Genomic DNA, 17498 nt, shown 5'->3' with positions numbered 1-17498 from the left:
GCAGTACGGCTAGTCGCCAGACAGACCGGGCGAGATTACCCCCTCGCGCAATTTGTGCGCGATGCCTTCGACGCCCAGCTGAAGCTCATCTGGGACGAGTACAACGATGGGCGGCCGATACGACCGGACGCCACCCGACTTCCAACGCGCCCGGAAGCCGACCTCGCTGCCACCACAGGCGAAAGGGCCACGACACCCTCGGGTACGAATGGCGATGATTCACGGTGAATCGCGACCAAACGTCGGTGTCACAAGCTGTCCGGCGGATGGGTGGGCGGCACACCGGTGGGGGAGGGGAGTGGTGCAGGTGGCGGTCACCAGGATCACACATCAGTACATGTATAACATGTACTGATGTGTGAGGGGGTGTCCTTGAGCCCGAACGCCGAGAGTCTCAATGGGCACCCGACCAGAATCAATGACCGGCTCCAGAGCCATGCATCAGGATGTCGCTGGCCGTCAAAGACGAACCGTTCTGGACGACGAGTCCGTTACGAACCAGCTCGCCCCAGTACGTCGAGAACGTTCCCGACGACGACACAATCCCGGCGCGCGCGCTGATCTCCTCTCGGGACAACCCGGCGGGATACACGTCGATCACCGCTTGCAGCATTCGGCCGGCACCCGCTCGAAGAATCCCTAGATAGTGCTGCCGAAGATCATCGCCGCTCATCGGCTCCGGCCGGCCACCGAGGAATTCGAACCCCGACTCGGTAAGCGTGTAACCCTCCGAGGTCTCGTCGATCAGGCCGGCCCGACGCAGCTCACCGAAATAGGTAGACCAGGTGCCCGAGGTGTGCCGCATCTTGGCGACCACCGCCCACTGCGCCTTAGTGAGGCGCCGCGGCGCCATCCGCCCGAGAGCCTCGACCATCCGCAGCGCACCCGCACGAAACCGCAGCGGCTCATCACCCGCCAACGTCCGGACACCGCCAGCCCGCCCGGCCGGAGTCTCTCCAGGGTCCGCCGCAGCGACCGTCCGCCGGCCCCCGGCACGGATCTGCGGCGGCCGATCCGGAGCGGGCACGGTGGCCTCCCCAACGACAGGCCGCGCCCGATCGATCACCTGCAGGACATCCGCGATACGGCCTGCCGCGGCGCGCAGCGACTCGTCTAGCCCCTGTCCAGACACCACCGCGTCCAGCTCGGCCAGGCGGCTACGCAACGTCTCGATCTCAGCGTCACGTTCACGCACCGTCTGTTCGAGCTCCCCAACCCGCGCCCGAACAAGAACGAGGTCATCAGCGGGCGACGGCCCGCCACCACTCTTACTGCGGGACACTCGGCCTTCGCCGTGCTCGCCGGCCTTGGCAGCCGTCGCCGCGATCTCCGCCGTGAGCTTCTTCAGATCGATCTCGGCACGTGTCTTGGGAATGACGCGCGCCTGGCCCGGCCGCGGCGTGGCGTGTGAGTCGAACGTCTCGAAGAGCGGCAGCTGCACACGCCGGAGAAGGCCCAAGAATGCCGGGCTCCACACCCAGGCCTCGCCCACCCTCAGTGTTGGTAGGGACTCGACAACCTCACGGGCCCGCGTCCCTGTGGAATCGGCGTTCACGCTGATCCAATCCTGGGCGGCCTTGATAGACCGCGGTCCCGTTGTGCGCAGCAGGATCACCGTCTCCATCAGTTCGAGCACCGACTTGGCGACTTCTTGTCCGCGCTGGGTGGCCACCGTCATCCCGAGGCCGCGGCTTCGACCCCGCTTGGCGAGATCCTCCATCGCGCCGAGTAAGCGGGCGGTGTCTGCGGTCGCACGCTGAGGGATAAGAACATCAGCCTCGTCGATCACCACATGGAGGGGATCGCGGTTACGGGCGTAGAGACGTTCCACGAAAGCAGTCGCAAACGCGCGCGCTTTGGCCTTACGCATGTGCGACAGATCGAGAACGGCCGGTAACCGGTCATCGACGATCAGGTCGGCCAGGAGCTCGCCGGCGGTTGGTTCGAGGGGAACATCAGCGTGATCGCCGCCGAAGATGACGAACGGCAAGCCTGGGCCGGCGCCGTCGGCGGACGATCGGATGCCCCACCAGTCGCCTTTGACGTCGATGACCACTGTTGGCAGGCCAGCGTGGTAGAGCTGCTCGACGAGACGGTGCGCGGTAGCGGACTTGCCGCTTCCGCGTGTCGCGAGGATGGCGAAAGTCTCCGTAACCGCCTCCGGCGGGAGGATCAGCGTCTCGGCAAGAACGATGCTGCGTTCGATCGAAGTGTCCGAAGGTGCGGGTGTGATGGGGGAGCGCCCGAGGTCGAGGGCTGGCGCACTGTTCACTGTCTGCTCCCCGGTCCGTCCCATCCCTGGTCAGCGGTGGTCATAAATCAGCTTCGGTGTCGTCTGGATCGGTTGCAAGTGGATTCACTCGATCCAGGGCTTGATGGATTGTCGGATAGCTGGAATGCTAGCAAGCAGGCTAGTAAGAAAAACAGGAAGAGAACAGTCAAGTAAGCATGATAGTTAGAGAGCAGGAATACCTGTAAGCGATAGAGTTAGTTAGATGGAACACTGATTAGACGGAAAAGTGGTAAGCAAGTAAGAGCGCAACCAGGCAGGCCAGTAAGGTAGTTAGTAGGAAAACCTGCGTGTGAGTCCTCTAGCAATCAATCCAAATAGGGAGTACACATGCAGGAAAGCAAGCAATCCGGGAGGGCAACCATCCCGGCCCGCGAAACGAGATGCGCGTATGGCCGACTACGACCAGATCAGCTTCAGGGTGGATCCAGACCTCAAGCGCCAGTTCGAGCTCGCCCTGGTGTATCGATCGGTACGGCAGAAGAGGAAAGCCACCGCCGTCGGCGTCCTCACCCAGAAGATCGAAGAGTTCATCGCCGAAGAGGAAAAGGCACGGGAGGCAGCACCATGATCCGCCGACCAGCCGCAGGGATACTCACAGGGGCCATAACGCTGATAGCCGCTGTGATGCTGACTCTCGGCCCGGCCCCGACCGCGGCCGCCAGCGTGGGAAACACCCTGGTCTATCCCGGGATGACCATCATCCAGGGCAGTGCCAAGTGCACCCTCGCGTTCATCGACACCATCCGCCGAATCGGCTACTCGGCCGGGCACTGCAACGACGGCAGTACCGTGACCGACGAAGCCGGCACCCCGATCGGCACCGTGATGGCATCCCACAACAACCGTGCCGGGCAGACCTCCACCGGACCGGACGACACCGTCATTGACTACGAAACCATCAGCCTCAACGACGATGCGGAGCTGACCAGCCAGCTCGGCCCCGCCCTGACGCGACCCATCATCACCCATCCCGGCGTCACACCAACGGCGGGAATGGTGGTCTGCCACCGAGGCGCCACGACCGGCGCGTCATGCGGCGAAATCGACGCTGTCCACGACGGCTGGTTCACGATGAAACCCGGCACCCTCACCAGCGACCACGGTGATTCCGGGGGACCGGTCTACACCTACACCGACGCCACCGGATCCACACCGGTGATCGTCGGAATCCTGCGGGGCCGCAACGGTTCCCGCACCGCAGCCGTCAGCTGGCCCGACACCCTGCGCCAGGCGGCCTATGACGCTGTCACACTTATCAACGGATAAGGCCGAGGCCGAGACCGTTCGGTAATCGAGTTCTGGTGTGCAATCGTCGGGACTTCAGTGCGGGGGAGGCGCCCATCTCGTTGTGCCGGGCGTAGCCCGACGGTCTGAGTGGTCGGGCTTGTCTGTCGGGGCGTGGATATGCTTAGCGGCAATCACCGACGAGTGAAGGACGCCGCCGACAGATGCCTGGACAGATACACGCCCTCTGCGACGATGTGCGGGAGCAGCTAGCCGAGGCGATCAACCAGCAAATCACCAACAACGGCTGGACGCAGGCAGAAGCTGCGGTGCGGCTCGGGGTCAAGCAACCGCGGATCTCACATCTGGTCAACGGCCAGACGGAACGTTTCACCGTTGATGCATTGTTGAATATGGCCACACTGGCCGGCCTGCAGGTCGAGGTCCGCGTCAAACACTGACCAACCGCGGGGATCATCATCAGGAGTGTCGTGTCCACCAGTCGTAGAGCTGATCGAGTGTCCAACCCGGATTTCGGCCACGAATGGTGCTGACTAGCAGGTCGCTGTCGGTGGTCCATGCGACGGTTGGCACGCCTGCCTGCATTCCGCACACCACGGTCCCGGCCGCCTGGTCGGGTGTGGCCAGGCGACGCCACGGCCCCGGCGACTGGATCCGGCCAGGGCAGATCTGCACATCGAGGCTGTGGATGATCGCGTCGAACTCCCGATCCATCGCGGCCCTGTCACGGGCGCGCGTGTAGGCCGCTGTCGGTGGCCAATTCGGGTCGGTGGTCGCACAAGTCGCGGTTGCGGCCGCTGTGTCCGCCGATGGGGTGGTGCGACAGGCTCCAGGCGGGAAGATCGCGTTGAGCCGCGTCAACAGCTGCTCGTCCGGACTGGCGGCGGCGCTGGGCGGCGTGGGCTCAGGCGCCGTGTTCGTCTGGGAGTCGGCTGGGGTCAGAATCCACCACGCCGCGGCGGCGACCACCAGCAGCGCCGCCGTTCCTGCCGCGACGGCGGCGATCGGAGCCCTGGGTCGGCGTCGTGAGGGTGCAACAACCAAGCTGGCGTTGATGGGGTCCGACCACGACTCCGCCACCGGTGGGGACGCATCGACTGGCGGGTCGATCGGCTCATGGCGGCCAGTAGGCGCCTCATGAGGCGGCGGTGCAGGGCAAGCCTCGACCTGGGCCGTCATCTCCTCAGTGACGACAGGAATCGGGTCGGTGGGCGGATTCTCGTCGACGACGCGTCGCAGCGGCATACCCGCGGTGTCAGGTGCCGCAGGTACCGCGGGTTCAGGCGTCGTCACGCGGCTACCCTCCTTCAAGGCGGCGGCGCGGCCAACCTGCGCATCAGGCTTCGAACCCGCCATTAGTTGCCTTCCCCAGCCGTTTGCGCCCCGGCTACAGCACGTTGAGCAGATTACTCAGCCGCGCCAAGCGCTGAGCAGCCGTCGCGCAATCGCGCGCCGCGGTGGACACGTCGCCGGATGCTCCCAATCCGTCGGCAGCCAGCGCCGGGTCGAGTCGCAAGACCACGTCCAGCGCGGCGCGCAGCGCGTCAACGTCGGGCGTATCACGGCGGGCCCCGGCGGGCGCCGCAGCGGGCAATCGTGCGGCCCTCACATCAACGCTGGGCGCGGAGCCTGTCGGCTCGTGGCGATCGGGCGGATGCTCGCCGACGCCGAGGCCCTCAAGGCCTCCTCCGGCGGCCTCGCCGCGGGAGACGTGGACGCCTTGGCCAGCGACGGTTGCAGGACCGGTCGCAGCGCCGCCTGCAGGCTCGTCGGCAGCCGCCGACGGTAAGGCCTCAGGCGCGGGATCGGAGGGTGAGACGTCGACAACGACGTCGGCTGCGATGTCACGACGACGCCGTTCATTGATCACCGTGTCAATCAGTTCGCGCAGCGCCGCGGTGCGCTCCTCAGCGCTACCGACACCTTCCAACCGTCCCGGGGCCGCTTCAACCACTCGTGAGGCACCGGACACGCCCAGAACGGCAACATCATTCGGTGTTACCGGGATACGAACATCGGCACCGGTGATTTCCCGCAGTGGCGCCACCAACGTCTCCACACCCTGGCGGTAACGCCTGGCATTCGATTCGGAGCCGCCGAGCTTATCGCGGACGAACCCGACGAAATCCCGGTACGGCTCCCCGCAACGATCGCGAAGGTAACGCCAGTCTTCGTCACGATAGATCGCCGCAAGAACCTCCAGAACGCCGCTGACCGCCCGCGCCAACTCATCGACGCGGCGAGCTGCACGCTCCTGCGCTGTCTCCACATCGGCCGCCGTCACGGCGCAGACTGTCACGTTCATTTCGGCACCTGAGCCGCGGCGGCTATCGCTGGACTTGCTGCCGCACCGAGGAATTCGTCGAGCCGTTCGCGTGTGAGAGGATCCGCCAAGGCCTGCCGAACCACCGTGGCAAGGGTCTCGGTGAACACGCCGAGCTCGCTGTGAACTGCGCAGCGTAGTCGGATCCGCCGGCGTGATGTTCCGTCGGCAAGCACCCGGATCAAGCCGACAGTGACCTTCCCTGACGCTAGGGCAGCGGGCCCGCTGCGCACCCAGCCCATGACCCGGTGTTCCACGAGCACCCCAACCAGTGGATCCTGCGGGCTGCCCAGCGGCAAGGCCTCCAGGGGTCCGTCCGAGTCGTTGGCGTGGCCCAGCTCGGCGCGGCGCTGGTATTCATGGTCGGCCATGGACAGACCGGCCAAGTAGATCTGTCGCAGCGCGGCGCGCTCCTCGCCGTCGGCCAGCTCGAATCGGCGATAGGTTTCGCAGGCCCCGTCCGGGGTGGACGTGTACTCGATATGTGTTTGGCGTAGCCGATTCCGGGCTGCCGCAAGACGCTTGCGCACCGACGCCAGAGCCCGGCGCTTATCGGCGATCGAGTCAGCGGTCGTCACGTTCACGTCGCTCAGCGTCGTCGACGGCGAAGAACGCGTCGATCTGTCGGTCGACGGCGGCGTCGTCGGATCCTTCGAAGACGTGAGTCACGCCGTCGGTCGGATCGGTTACCTCGACCTGAATGCGTGCAGGCATGATGTACTTCCCTTCAGATTGTTATGTGGTCTGTAAGAGCTTGGAGCGGGCCATGATTCGGTCGGTGGCTTTGATCACGGACTCAGCGGTCTTACGTATCTTCTCCTTGTCGCCGTGGGCCCAGCCGTCGATGTAGGAGAACGACGCGTTGTCGGTCAGCCCCCATCTGCGACCGACAACGTAGGAGACGCTTTGCGCTTCCACCTCCATCGTGGAGCGCTCGCCGCCGGCACCGGTGTGGTACTTGTCGGTCTGCTCGGTGTGGCCGCACTCAATATGGGCGAGTTCATGGGCAAGCACCAGCCCTTGGTGGGCGTGGCTGTAGTGGGTGTTGATGGTGACGGTCTTCAAGTCCGGGACGGTGCGCCCGTCGGGAATCCCAGGTCCGTCGCCGAGGTCTTCGTACACCACGCGGTATCCGTGTCCCTCGATCTGTGCGGTGAGATCCTCGTGCATTCCCTCGGGTGCCGAACCCGACATCCGGTCGACCTCCACGACGGGAGGCTGGGGGAGCGGCTCGCCGTCGGTGGAGGACACGTCGAACACGGGCACCGTCTTAAACCCGGTGACTTTCTGCTCGTACCGAGGTTTGCCCCTGGAGTCCAACACCGGGTTGCCATTGGCATCCTCGACGCGGACCTTGCGGACCATAGGAGCGAAAATCCAGATTGCCTTCTCGCCCTTAGTGACTGAGCGTCCTAGCTCTTTCCACTTGTTGAAACCGGCGACCTGAGTTGCTTCCGGCTTCTGCATATAGATCAACAGCTGGTTGTTCAGCGAGTACTTGTGAAACTTTCCCGAGAATTCCAACCATTGCCGCCAGTTCTCACCGGTGTTCAGCTCGTTGATCGCCGTGTCGATCTCCCGCCGAATGTCCTCGGTGCGCGTCTCCTTGTCGGGGAAGCTCACCACCGGCCGGGAGACGCCACCACTTGAGCCGCCGGCGTCGGTGTCGATCGCGGCCAATTCCTGCATCAACTCGGCTTCGGCATGCTCCAAATCCAGCACCGCCACCGCGGTGCGGTGATAAGCCGCACGCGCATCGCCGGGGCACCGGCGCGGACCATCCGGGTCACGTTCTGACCGACACATTGGCCACGTCTCCTTCACCTGGCTCACAAGAGGGATGATCCCCAGCATCAGCCAGCTCAAGAGCCGTCTTCAAGAGGACTCCCTCTCGCCGGAGCGACCCGGATGTCCTGTGGAAAACCTCAATCTGCGCGCATACCGTCAGAATGTGACCACTGTCAGCGAAGACGTCCCGCGTCATCTCCTGACCGCCGTCCACGCGGTCACCACAGCGGTCGCCCACGCCCGCCACAACCGGCTGGAAGCCGAACAGAGCGAACGCGACGTGATTGGCCTGGCGTTCCTGACGATGCGTCAACTCGGCTTCAGCGACCACTACATCGCCCGGGAGCTCGGCCACCCCAGAGCAGAACTGCGTACGTACGCCAAAGCCGTCCGCCAGCTACCGCCCTACACCCAGGGCGCCGCCACCCCAGCGGCCCGATCGCAACCCGAGCTGCTGTGGCACGCCGCCCGCTACGCCGCAAGCATGTGGATCGAATCGGAGACGATCACCAGCAGCCGCGATGTCATCATCGCCAACAACATCGACGACATCGAATACCCTCTGCCCGTGACCACCCTCGACACAGACGGCGCCGAATTCGTCCATCAGCGCACCGGCGAGAAACTCATCATCTACTCACCGCAGCGGTGGAAGGGCACACCCACCGTCGTTGACGGCCGCCCCACCAGCTGGGACCACCAAGGCCGCTATCGCATCGAGTTCATCAGCGCCGCAGGCGAACGCGGCGCCCTGGCGCCGAGCCTGCTCGGCCTCACCCCCGAGGACACCCAATTCGACACCAGCCATCCTCGACGCCGCGACGACCATGACGTGACATTTGCCCGCATCGTCACAGCGCTTCGCCGTGCCCACGCCATCCTCCCGCCCTACAGTGCAGCCGCCGCAGAAGCGTTCACCCTGCGATGACCACAACACCGCGCCCCGACGCCGACGACGAGGACACCGGCGACGAGCCCCAACCCACGTGGAACGTCGACATCGCCGGCCGCCTGGCACAGACCACCACGGCGATCACCGAATTCCAGCGCAACATCACGCGTCTGACCCTGCTGCGCGCGCACCTGCTCTCCGCGCGCGACGGCACCCTCACTCCCACCTGGCGAGACAACCTCATCAGCACCCTGGCCGCACCCGACGGCCTACCAGCAGCGCAACACGAGGCCCGCGTCGACGCCGCTACCGAACTGGCCAACCTCCCGCCCGCGGACTGGGAACCAGACCGCGGCGTGGGCTGGCGAGCCGCCCTCGACGCTTGGTTCGAGGCGATCAAGCAGTGCCTGACCGACACTGACGAGACAGAACAGCGGCTTCGGACCCAAACCGGCATCAATCTCGCCACCTCCATCATCGGAACCGCCATCGACCGTGACCTGGCCACCGCCTCCTACCGGGCCGGCATGGCCGCTGCCGGCCTCGACGTCGACTGGTACGACTGGCTGCTCGAACGAGTTCACCAGTGGCCCGACAAGCAGCGACGCTCCTACCAACTCGACCTCATGACCTTGGAACCCAGCTACCGCGAAAGCGTCGAGCAGCTGCCCAGCTACTGGCGGTAACACGCGTTCACCGTCGGTACCGGCCAGCTGCCATCAGCGGAGCGCCGTCCAGCGCAAGAAACGACCGCTCCAAGTCCTCCGCGGTCAGCAGCATAAAGCGAACAACGGAACCAATCGCGACAAACCCGTCAGCGAGTTCGCAACCGCGCCAAGGCAAATCGAGATAAGCGATCTGATCGCGAATGTCGTCGCCAAGCGACGCCGAACAGCAGAATCTCCGCCGCGCTGGCATCCCAGGATGCTGGTGCGGCCCAACGGACCAATATTTGGTCTGTAACGCTCCCCACGGGCTACAGCGCTCGGTCGCAGACGAACAACCGCGGCGACACCCCGAAGAATTCGGCGATCACACAGATGTCGTCGAGGTACGGAAGGCTCTCGGCCCGGTAGAGCCGATACATCTGAGACTGCGACCGCCGCCAACCCGGATATTGGGCGGAAAGCATCTGCTGCAGCCGCAGCGGTGTGAGCTTGCGTGGCTTTCCTGCCGGCGTGCGAACGCGGTACTGGCCCATCAGGGTCTTGAGCTGTTCGGCGAAATACGCCGCCGCAGGATGGGGGCACGGGGGCGCCGGCTCCAACGAACCTGCCTCCACGATCCCCATCGACTCGCTCGTCATACACCACAGAATAGGCGGATTCAATAGCTCCGAACCTTGCCGCGGTCCTCTGGAAAACCACCAATATCGGCCCATACCGTCGGAGCATGGCAACCCGAGCCAGCCTTACCCCGACCAGGACGCAACTGCATCACTGGATTAGCCAGGACGCGCACCTGGCCCACATCTGGGCCGAGCGCCATCCGCGCGCCCGCGACACAGCCAACGAGTTCGCCGAATGGTGCACCGCCACCGCCGGTCAGCTAGCCTCCCCGAGCATCATCGACCCGGACGCGATCGCCGCCGAATGGCGGCTGCGGGCACACCGAAGCGGTATCCGAGCAGCCAGCTGGCCTATCACCGGCGGCGCCGTCGCCGCCGCGCTCCTGGCCGGACTCATCGTCGCCGCCGCGGGACATCCAGTCGCCGGCCTAGCCCTGCTGCTACCCGCGCTGCTGGGCACCGGGATCGTCATCGCCGCCAGGCCGGCACCACATCTGCTCGTCGGGCCAGCCGACCGCACAAGAACCGACCGCGCAAAGTCGGCGAAGCCTCTCTTCTCTCCAACGCCAACGCTTTTCGCGACCCGAACCGTCGCCACCGCGATCAGCATGTGGCACCAACTCCCCAAGAAACGGCGGACCGCACCGTGAGCATCACCACCGACACCAAAGACGAGCTGAGCCGTGTCCACGTCGACAACACCAACGCCCGCAAGGCCGAAGTCGCCGCCATGTTGCGCTATACCGAAAGCCTCCGCATCGCCGGCAACCACCTCGTCATCGCCGCCGAGCTCGACCTCGCCAGCACCGCCCATCGCTTGCAGTCCAACATCCAAGAGCTCTACGGCTGCCACGCCATCCTGCGCGTTCTTGCGGCCAGCGCCTCCCGGCCCGCCGCCGGCTACCTCATCTATGTCGGCAAAGACGCCGAACCGTTGGCCCTGCGGACCGGGTTGTTGGACCGCCGCGGTGCACCCGTGAGGGGCATGCCCCCGCACATCGTCAGCGGAACGGTCGCCGACGCGGAATCTGTGTGGCGCGGCGCCTTTCAGGCCCGAGGCATCCTCGTCGACAACGGCCGCACCACCGCCCTCGAAGTCCATTGCCCCGGCCCCGAAGCCGCCCTCGCCCTCGTCGGCGCCGCACGCAAACTCGGCGTCCACGCCAAGATGCGCATCATTCAGCAACGGGACCGCGTCACCATCCGTGACAACGACATCAGCGAACTGCTATCCCGGATGGGCGCACACCGGACCCGACTGATCTGGGACGCACGCACCGCGCGCCCTGCGCGTGCCAGTATCGCCGGGGAACACCTCGCCAACTTCAATAACGCTAATCGCCGCCGCTCCAGTCAAGCCGCAGCCGAGGCCGTCGCGCGGGCGCAGCGCGCCTTGCAGATCCTCGGTCCCAGCGCACCAGCTCTACTCGCCGACGCAGGACAACTGCGTATCGCCCACCCCGAGGTCTCCCTCGATAAACTGGCTCAGCTGGCCGAACCGCCGATCAGCAAAGACACAGTGGCCGGACGAATCCGTCGACTCATCCGGCTCGCCGACCACGCCGCCCATCGCGCGGGAATACCCGACACTACCGACGCCCTTACCTTCGATCACTTTCCTGATCTCCTCAAACGTCCTTCATGATCGCGACGACACCTGATGGGAGACTGACCGAGTGCTAGCAATCAGTTTGCAGGATCTGCCGCCGGCGCGGGACTTCATCCTCTCTGCCGGCTTTGGCGGCGTCGCGGCAGTAGTCGCTGCGGTTATCGTGTTGTGCGCTGTGCTCTACGGTTCACGTCGCGCCGGGAAGCGAGCCCAGGCTGACCATGATCAGAGGGAACGTCACCACGTGGAATTGCGTGAGGATGCGCAGCGGGCGGTGTCGGTGGCGCGTTGCTGGGAGCGGTGGTGGCATGTGCTGGAGACCGCCTCGCTAGAGCCTGCAGCCAGCGAAGGCGCGACCCTGGGTCTTGGACCGGAAGTGACCTTGGAGCTCTTGCGAGGACTGCTTCATGACGCTGAGCAACTCGGCGATGACGCCCTCGCCAAAACGGTGGCGACCTATCAGGAGCAGCTCTTACTGGTGCTGATGCAGCAGAGTGGCCCACTTTCCAGGCTTGCAGGCGCGGCGACACGAAAAGACGGACCTGACAACTCGATCCCGCCAGACACACAAGCAGCAACACCCGACCCCGGTGAGGTGAGTGCACCAGGGAACCGGCCCGAGTCCGCATCAAATACCAGCGCCGCCGTTGCCCCAGAACCGGCGACCGCAGCAACACACTCAGCCGCAGACGAACAAGCCGCGGGCAGGAGGCGGCGACGATGACCACTACGCGACAGCACATCGAGGATCTCGACGTCGACAAATGGGCCAGGTTGGCAAAGCGCGCGGCGGCGGAGTCGATCGAGGCGTCGACGCGGCTGGGTTTGCGCCCACGGCCAGAAACGGTCGCAGTAGCAGCGATGACCGAGGGCGAACTCGTCCAACACCGCGAACGCCACGGGCCGGCCAACAAGAGGCCATCTCCGGTAATGCAGCTCGTCGAGGCTGACCAACGAAGCCGCGAGGCCGAGCGGCGGGCGCACGACGCCCACCAGGGCCGGCTGGATGCCGAAGCGGCGGCCGCTATGGCGCGGGCCGAGGCTGATGAGTCAGCCCGCATCGCCACCGACGCGCGCGAACGCGTCCGTGCAGTCAAGGCCGAGTCGGCGGAAAAGGACCAACGACGGTCCCGTGAGCGGGCCGCTGATCTACGCGCAGTGCAACTGGCGAGCGCCGAAACTGAACAAGTTCGCATCGAAGCGGCCAACGAGATTGAACAGATTCGCTCCGATGCTGCCGCTGAGGCGGCGGCATGGCAGGAACGTGCCCGCGCCGCCGATGAGCGCGCCGAGCAGCGAACAGCTGAGCGAACTGCGGAGCGGAGGGCCGCAGAAAGAGCGCTGCAGGAGCTTCAGAGCCAGCTGGACACCGTTCGTGCCGAGGCCGAGGCCAAAGTTGCCGCCGCGAGGGAGCAAGCCCGTGCTGCGGATGAGCGCGCCGAGCAACGTATGGCAGAGCGGGCGGCGGAGCGTGCGGCAGGAGAAGAAGCCGTAGCGCGGCTACGCAACGAGTGTGAGCAGCTACGCTCCGATACAGCCGCTGAAATAGCGGCCGTCCGTGGCCAGGCCAGTGGTGAGGTGGCCGCCGCGCGGCAAGCCGCAGAAGCTGAGGTCGCTGCTGCGCGACGTGCCGCGCAAGCCGAGGTCGAAAGTGCGCGTGCTCATGCTGAGGATGTGATGCGGCAGGCACAAGCCGATGTTGCGCGGATGATGGCGACAGTCCCTGATCCAAGGATTCTCACGATTCCCATTGCGCCGGTAGAGGTCCGCGCGGAAATCAGGACCATTGAGGACACGTTGGACTCGCTCTATCAGATCGATTACGTGCTGGAGATCGGTATGGCCGACGTTGGATCCCAACCACCGCCAGATGCAGAGTTCGTGCGTAGCCTCACATGGAGGGTGCAGGAGCAGGCAAAGACCCTGTCATCCGAGTTGGCTGAGCTGCCCGCGCGGTTCACCGATCAATCCCATATGGAGGCATCCGCCTCGTACGCCCGTGCCGCCGGCGCCGCGTATCAGGCGTTCTTGCAGCGCATAGAGGCAGCCACGAAGCTGCACAGAGGCCACGATTCGTCGAGCCCGGACGGCGCGATCATAGAGGCGGTCTCGACGATGCTCGCCAACCCGTGGATACAAGCCCTGCGCTGAAGCTACATCGAGAACTGCTGCACCGACACAGGTGAGGGCCCGCGCGGTCCTCTTGAAACCCTTCACAGCCCGAACCACGATCGAAACCGTGGTCAACGTGAACGCACACCCCACGCAGTCACACCACTGGGAGGTCGTGTGGCCCTGGTGAGCACCCGCACAGCGACCATGCGCAAACGTATCCTGGCCGTCCTACGCGCCTGCCCCGACACAAGCCTGTCCACCGCCGAGATCTGTAACCGCGCCGGATACAACAACTTTGAACACCACGCCTACGTCGGACCCCAACTTCGAGCCCTAGCACGCATCGGCGTCATCACCCAAACCGAACGGCCACCCGGCGGCGCCGCACGATGGCAGCTCAACAGTGCCGATCAAACCGACACGGCATTCAACGCCGCAGTAGAGAAAGAGCCTAACCGATGACCGACACCGAAAACCGCACCGCACAAGCCATTGTCGCCGACATTCTGGCCACCTACATGCCCGAGGCCGACACCGGACAAGACGGCACTCGCAACCATCGGATCGCCGACGAAGCGTTCGCCGCCCTCGCCGAGCACGGCTACGCGTTCGTCAAACTCCCTCCACCACTGCGCGACAACGAAGGAAGCGCCCACACCGCGTACTCCGGCGCCAACACCGTGTACTACGCCACCCCCGGCCACATCCACTCCGACACCTTCCAAACCTGGGACCATCCCGACGACGCCCGCGACGACGCCACCGCTCTGCTGGCCGCCGCCCACGCCGCCGACACCATGGAGTCCACACAGTGAGCCTGACGCCCACCATCCACCACCTGCCGCACCGGCCAGGTACGCACTGGCCGACGAGAACCACACTGTGGCAACTGGATTATCAAGGTGACCCGATCACCTGGTGGCCCCATGTCCCCGAATGGCGCCAACCACACCGCGTCCGTGTCGACATCGACACGCTCCTGGATCCCGACGCGCCGGAATGGTTGGCCCACACCTTCTTCCAAGAAACTGAAACCGCGGACAAACACGTCTTCGAAGTCATCACCACACGCCCCACTCGACTGCGCACCATCATCGTCGATCGCGAACAACACAAACGCGACTACGCCGACGCATTCGACAATCACCCGATACCAACTCGACGAAGCAGCCCCGCCGCCCGCGAAGCGCGCCGCCGCGCCGGCACCCCGCCCCGCCACATCTGGCTCGGCGTCCTCATTACCAACCAGCACGACGCCGACCAACACATCCCGCCCCTGCTCGACACCCCCGCAGCGATACGATTCGCCGTCGTCGACCAAGCCACACCCGTCGACCTCGCGCCCTGGATGAGTGCAGCAGGATGCCCGGCATGCCGCGGCTGGACCACGGCCCACACCTGCACCCAGCCGCCACTGGACCTGGTCACCATGACCATCGACGACAGCCGCCCCATCAACGAGACATGGATCAACTACCTCCACAGCCAGGGCGAGGAAATCGACATCCCCGTCGACATCCATCACACCCACCGATGAGGCATGTGGTGGCGAGCGGGCAGATCCAATGACCGCCACGGCCCGCGAACTGGCCTCGGCATTCTCGACACGTGTAGTGCGCGAGCTTTCCAAGCCACACCCGGCCTTGTGGGCGAAGGAGCGCATCGTGCCGATCGCCGAACTCGTCGACGCTGATGTGCCACTGCGCCTCGCGTTCGAAGCCGCCCACGAACAACTCGCCAGCAACTACCGTTGCGAATACGTATACAAATCGGCCGTGATCAAACAGGCGATAGCCACCGAACCGTCCGCCCACGCCATGACGGGCTTACCTGTCTTCCTCTCCATCGCCGACGTCGTGGTGGCCGGCGAAGCCGCGTCAGCGTTCGAAATCAAAACCGACCTGGACAGCTTCACGCGCCTGGAGCTCCAAGTGCTCAGCTACTCACGATGTTTCGAATTCGTCCATGTCGTGACATCGGAAGCCAAAGCCGCCCGGGTGCTCGATGCGCTGCCAGCGCACGTCGGCGTGCGGGCCCTCGACGAGGACTCGCTCACCTTGACGACGGTACGACCCGCCTCCGGCGGACATTCGCGACTCGACCCGGTATCCCTGTTCCGGGTACTTCGCCAAAGTGAACGGCTCGCCGTGCTCCATCGGCGGCTTGGATACACGGTCGATGTCCCCTCCGCACTGCTGTACCGGCGCACCGCCGAACTCTTCACGAGCCTTCCCCTCGACGCCGCCTACCAGGAATTCGTCACTGAACTCCGACACCGTGACGCGCGCCAACGAGCGGCCGCCGCCGCCGCCGCACTGCCTGCATCCTTGGCGGCCGCGGCCGCCGGCCTGACCCTCTCTGCAGTTGCGTGGCAACGCTTAGGGCAACTCCTGCAGAAGCCGGTGGCTCAACTGGCCAACACCACACACGGCTGGGCGGCGTAACCCCAGCCCGAGAACGATAGAGGACAACGCGATGGCCGAGCAGTTCATACAGGAGCGTCGAGATCATGTCGCCCGCGACGTCGTGCCCTGGCGCCCGTACGCCCGCTACACCGAATGCGGCCGCCTGGCCGTCGAGGTCGCCAGCGTCATCACACCCGACGAGCTCCACGAACGGATCCGCATCCACGGCCAGCAACGCACTGGCTTCACCGTGTGCATGACCTGCTGGACCACCGCCCGGCATACCAGCAGGTGGCGCACCAACCCGGCCGCAGTCCTTGTCCGCGAACTCACCCGGGTGCGTGGCTACAGCGGCCACAACGCCGCACCGACCGACCCCGAGGCCGTGCGAGCCAACAACGAGCTGCGCGCGATCGCAGCGCTCGTGGAGGCACACCGAGCGGAGTTCGACGGCTACCTCGATGGCGTCGAAGGCGCTGTAGACCTCACCCGCCGCCGTCGGCAACGACGCGGACACGCCGGCACGTAGGACGCGATCGATGGCAGTAGTGAAAATTTCGTCGAAGCAGCTGATCGAGTGCATGCGGTGCGCCAGCCGGTGTGAATCGCCGAAATGCGACGACCCGGCAATCAAGGTGGTCAATCGTGGACCCGCCGAACTACTGGACGGTGGATCCGGTCGTCGGCCGCTACAGATGCCGCCACGGCGAGTTCCGCGACTTTCCGCAGACGCTGTCCGCCGGTCCGCCCCCGCCTGTTGCGGGATTCTCGTGGTGGAACTACGAGGAACCCGGTGTCACACGTCGTATCGTCGAGTGCCGGCCTACACCCAATTCACGTTCGAGCCGGGACGCGTGTATCGGACGCCCGCGGGTTCCGACGTTGCGCTACTACCGGACTAAACCCGCCAATGATACTGAGAGATAAGGAGCGGAAGGTGGCTGTATCGCCTCCATTGAACCCGCCTCGGCTGGGCGACCCGGTCGGCGGCGGCTTCGGCTATGTCAAACGCGCAAGCGCGGAAAAGCAGGCCGGCTACTTGAACATCGTGCTCGCTGACGACCCGGCGTTGGGCCCGAGTTGTGGCCTCGTAGTTGGTGTGTCGCCGATCAAGGATCAGGACGGCTACTACCCGCTGGTCTGGGTCGCCGCGCCCTAGCCAGCGATTGGGCTTGGTTGCGCCGCGGGCGGAACGTTGGGGCTTACCCGCAGCTGAACGCCGTAATGGCCGTCCGCGAAGGGGTCGTACTCGGTGTGGTCGACCCGGTATCCGCGAAACCGGAGCTCACGTTCTGCCGCTAGGGCATTGCCACCGGAGTTGACATGCAGGATCACCGAACCTGGGTGTGTGCAGTCGCGTACTACCGCGATGATCGCCGGTGCATAAAGGTGGCCCAAGCGCCGTGTGATCGCACGGCTGGCGTGCCGTTCGACATGGTGGACCTGCACTTGTCTGACCGCAGTCACGTGAAACCTCCTTGGGTAACAGATGATAACGCTGCCGGGACGCTATGCTCATCGGTAGGCGCTGATCTTCGCC

The 17498-nt window shown here is 65.1% G+C and carries 23 protein-coding genes; 15 read left to right on the top strand and 8 right to left on the bottom strand.

The features are described from left to right. Positions 1 to 415: 415 nt before the first annotated feature. On the bottom strand, positions 416 to 2272 hold the full coding sequence (locus tag AC5Y5O_RS26540; protein WP_101930862.1) for an ATP-binding protein: 1857 nt from the start codon (positions 2270 to 2272) through the stop codon (positions 416 to 418). Positions 2273 to 2681: 409 nt separating this feature from the next. Here AC5Y5O_RS26540 and AC5Y5O_RS26535 point away from each other — a divergent pair, with 409 nt between their 5' ends. From AC5Y5O_RS26535 to AC5Y5O_RS26525, 3 genes are all read left to right on the top strand, one after another. Beyond that, complete coding sequence (locus AC5Y5O_RS26535; RefSeq protein WP_005113661.1) at positions 2682 to 2861, top strand: hypothetical protein; 180 nt, start codon at positions 2682 to 2684, stop codon at positions 2859 to 2861. A gap of 56 nt (positions 2862 to 2917) precedes the next feature. Continuing rightward, positions 2918 to 3559 (top strand): Rv1815 family serine proteinase, encoded by a 642-nt coding sequence (locus tag AC5Y5O_RS26530; RefSeq protein ID WP_232530479.1) that lies wholly within the window; start codon positions 2918 to 2920, stop codon positions 3557 to 3559. Positions 3560 to 3741: 182 nt separating this feature from the next. Next, complete coding sequence (locus AC5Y5O_RS26525) at positions 3742 to 3978, top strand: helix-turn-helix domain-containing protein (RefSeq protein ID WP_005113659.1); 237 nt, start codon at positions 3742 to 3744, stop codon at positions 3976 to 3978. 19 nt (positions 3979 to 3997) lie between these two features. Here the strand turns inward: AC5Y5O_RS26525 and AC5Y5O_RS26520 are convergent, their stop codons facing one another. The 5 genes from AC5Y5O_RS26520 to AC5Y5O_RS26500 all read right to left on the bottom strand — a co-directional run bounded on the left by AC5Y5O_RS26520 (position 3998) and on the right by AC5Y5O_RS26500 (position 7667). Then, complete coding sequence (locus AC5Y5O_RS26520) at positions 3998 to 4831, bottom strand: hypothetical protein (protein WP_232530480.1); 834 nt, start codon at positions 4829 to 4831, stop codon at positions 3998 to 4000. Positions 4832 to 4925: 94 nt separating this feature from the next. Further along, positions 4926 to 5843, bottom strand: coding sequence for a hypothetical protein (locus AC5Y5O_RS26515; RefSeq protein WP_005113657.1), 918 nt, complete (start codon positions 5841 to 5843; stop codon positions 4926 to 4928). Next, a complete protein-coding gene (locus tag AC5Y5O_RS26510) occupies positions 5840 to 6445 on the bottom strand; it encodes a hypothetical protein (RefSeq protein WP_005115658.1) in 606 nt (201 codons plus the stop codon). The genes AC5Y5O_RS26515 and AC5Y5O_RS26510 overlap by 4 nt, the downstream gene beginning before the upstream one ends. Beyond that, complete coding sequence (locus AC5Y5O_RS26505; protein WP_005113655.1) at positions 6426 to 6575, bottom strand: hypothetical protein; 150 nt, start codon at positions 6573 to 6575, stop codon at positions 6426 to 6428. The genes AC5Y5O_RS26510 and AC5Y5O_RS26505 overlap by 20 nt, the downstream gene beginning before the upstream one ends. Positions 6576 to 6596: 21 nt before the next feature. Next, a complete protein-coding gene (locus tag AC5Y5O_RS26500; RefSeq protein WP_005113654.1) occupies positions 6597 to 7667 on the bottom strand; it encodes an ArdC-like ssDNA-binding domain-containing protein in 1071 nt (356 codons plus the stop codon). 145 nt (positions 7668 to 7812) lie between these two features. On the opposite strand from AC5Y5O_RS26500, the gene AC5Y5O_RS26495 reads away from it, so the two are divergent. Next, on the top strand, positions 7813 to 8577 hold the full coding sequence (locus AC5Y5O_RS26495) for a hypothetical protein (RefSeq protein WP_232530482.1): 765 nt from the start codon (positions 7813 to 7815) through the stop codon (positions 8575 to 8577). After that, complete coding sequence (locus AC5Y5O_RS26490; RefSeq protein ID WP_005113652.1) at positions 8574 to 9227, top strand: hypothetical protein; 654 nt, start codon at positions 8574 to 8576, stop codon at positions 9225 to 9227. Before AC5Y5O_RS26495 ends, AC5Y5O_RS26490 begins: the two co-directional genes overlap by 4 nt. A 290-nt stretch (positions 9228 to 9517) precedes the next feature. Here AC5Y5O_RS26490 and AC5Y5O_RS26485 read toward each other — a convergent pair whose 3' ends face one another. Further along, positions 9518 to 9847: a hypothetical protein gene (locus AC5Y5O_RS26485; RefSeq protein WP_232530483.1), complete on the bottom strand. Its 330-nt coding sequence runs from the start codon at positions 9845 to 9847 to the stop codon at positions 9518 to 9520. Between the two features lie 86 nt (positions 9848 to 9933). On the opposite strand from AC5Y5O_RS26485, the gene AC5Y5O_RS26480 reads away from it, so the two are divergent. The 10 genes from AC5Y5O_RS26480 (at position 9934) to AC5Y5O_RS26435 (ending at position 17117) form a co-directional block, all read left to right on the top strand. After that, the gene (locus AC5Y5O_RS26480) at positions 9934 to 10479 is read left to right on the top strand and encodes a hypothetical protein (protein WP_005113647.1); all 546 of its coding nucleotides are present in this window, start codon (positions 9934 to 9936) and stop codon (positions 10477 to 10479) included. A gap of 2 nt (positions 10480 to 10481) precedes the next feature. Then, positions 10482 to 11474, top strand: a complete 993-nt coding sequence (gene whiA / locus AC5Y5O_RS26475; protein ID WP_232530493.1) for a DNA-binding protein WhiA — start codon at positions 10482 to 10484, stop codon at positions 11472 to 11474. Between the two features lie 31 nt (positions 11475 to 11505). Next, positions 11506 to 12162 carry a hypothetical protein gene (locus tag AC5Y5O_RS26470; protein ID WP_050547105.1) on the top strand — a complete coding sequence of 219 codons (657 nt, stop codon included), beginning with the start codon at positions 11506 to 11508 and terminating at the stop codon, positions 12160 to 12162. Further along, positions 12159 to 13589, top strand: coding sequence for a coiled-coil domain-containing protein (locus AC5Y5O_RS26465; protein ID WP_005113645.1), 1431 nt, complete (start codon positions 12159 to 12161; stop codon positions 13587 to 13589). Before AC5Y5O_RS26470 ends, AC5Y5O_RS26465 begins: the two co-directional genes overlap by 4 nt. Before the next feature lie 147 nt (positions 13590 to 13736). Beyond that, positions 13737 to 14015, top strand: coding sequence for a hypothetical protein (locus AC5Y5O_RS26460; RefSeq protein ID WP_232530484.1), 279 nt, complete (start codon positions 13737 to 13739; stop codon positions 14013 to 14015). After that, a complete protein-coding gene (locus AC5Y5O_RS26455) occupies positions 14012 to 14368 on the top strand; it encodes a hypothetical protein (protein WP_005113643.1) in 357 nt (118 codons plus the stop codon). The genes AC5Y5O_RS26460 and AC5Y5O_RS26455 overlap by 4 nt, the downstream gene beginning before the upstream one ends. Beyond that, positions 14365 to 15090, top strand: a complete 726-nt coding sequence (locus tag AC5Y5O_RS26450; protein WP_005113642.1) for a DUF5131 family protein — start codon at positions 14365 to 14367, stop codon at positions 15088 to 15090. Before AC5Y5O_RS26455 ends, AC5Y5O_RS26450 begins: the two co-directional genes overlap by 4 nt. A 28-nt stretch (positions 15091 to 15118) precedes the next feature. Continuing rightward, positions 15119 to 15997, top strand: a complete 879-nt coding sequence (locus AC5Y5O_RS26445) for a sce7726 family protein (protein WP_005113641.1) — start codon at positions 15119 to 15121, stop codon at positions 15995 to 15997. A gap of 31 nt (positions 15998 to 16028) precedes the next feature. Further along, on the top strand, positions 16029 to 16487 hold the full coding sequence (locus AC5Y5O_RS26440; protein ID WP_005113640.1) for a hypothetical protein: 459 nt from the start codon (positions 16029 to 16031) through the stop codon (positions 16485 to 16487). Positions 16488 to 16895: 408 nt separating this feature from the next. Further along, complete coding sequence (locus AC5Y5O_RS26435; RefSeq protein ID WP_005113639.1) at positions 16896 to 17117, top strand: hypothetical protein; 222 nt, start codon at positions 16896 to 16898, stop codon at positions 17115 to 17117. Here AC5Y5O_RS26435 and AC5Y5O_RS26430 read toward each other — a convergent pair. Then, positions 17114 to 17425, bottom strand: coding sequence for a hypothetical protein (locus AC5Y5O_RS26430; RefSeq protein ID WP_005115655.1), 312 nt, complete (start codon positions 17423 to 17425; stop codon positions 17114 to 17116). The genes AC5Y5O_RS26435 and AC5Y5O_RS26430 overlap by 4 nt on opposite strands. Positions 17426 to 17498: the final 73 nt, after the last annotated feature.

The organism is Mycobacterium sp. NGS40, from assembly GCF_059812735.1.
Note: the sequence above shows the minus strand (reverse complement) of the source record. Positions and strands in the feature narration are given on the sequence as shown.

Bases quoted from the DNA above. Each gene is read 5' to 3' on its own strand.
- AC5Y5O_RS26535 (WP_005113661.1), top strand. From the start codon at position 2,682: ATGGCCGACTACGACCAGATCAGCTTCAGGGTGGATCCAGACCTCAAG.
- AC5Y5O_RS26530 (WP_232530479.1), top strand. From the start codon at position 2,918: ATGCTGACTCTCGGCCCGGCCCCGACCGCGGCCGCCAGCGTGGGAAAC.
- AC5Y5O_RS26525 (WP_005113659.1), top strand. From the start codon at position 3,742: ATGCCTGGACAGATACACGCCCTCTGCGACGATGTGCGGGAGCAGCTA.
- AC5Y5O_RS26515 (WP_005113657.1), bottom strand. From the start codon at position 5,843: ATGAACGTGACAGTCTGCGCCGTGACGGCGGCCGATGTGGAGACAGCG.
- AC5Y5O_RS26505 (WP_005113655.1), bottom strand. From the start codon at position 6,575: ATGCCTGCACGCATTCAGGTCGAGGTAACCGATCCGACCGACGGCGTG.
- AC5Y5O_RS26500 (WP_005113654.1), bottom strand. From the start codon at position 7,667: ATGTGTCGGTCAGAACGTGACCCGGATGGTCCGCGCCGGTGCCCCGGC.
- AC5Y5O_RS26490 (WP_005113652.1), top strand. From the start codon at position 8,574: ATGACCACAACACCGCGCCCCGACGCCGACGACGAGGACACCGGCGAC.
- AC5Y5O_RS26485 (WP_232530483.1), bottom strand. From the start codon at position 9,847: ATGACGAGCGAGTCGATGGGGATCGTGGAGGCAGGTTCGTTGGAGCCG.
- AC5Y5O_RS26480 (WP_005113647.1), top strand. From the start codon at position 9,934: ATGGCAACCCGAGCCAGCCTTACCCCGACCAGGACGCAACTGCATCAC.
- AC5Y5O_RS26465 (WP_005113645.1), top strand. From the start codon at position 12,159: ATGACCACTACGCGACAGCACATCGAGGATCTCGACGTCGACAAATGG.
- AC5Y5O_RS26455 (WP_005113643.1), top strand. From the start codon at position 14,012: ATGACCGACACCGAAAACCGCACCGCACAAGCCATTGTCGCCGACATT.
- AC5Y5O_RS26445 (WP_005113641.1), top strand. From the start codon at position 15,119: ATGACCGCCACGGCCCGCGAACTGGCCTCGGCATTCTCGACACGTGTA.
- AC5Y5O_RS26440 (WP_005113640.1), top strand. From the start codon at position 16,029: ATGGCCGAGCAGTTCATACAGGAGCGTCGAGATCATGTCGCCCGCGAC.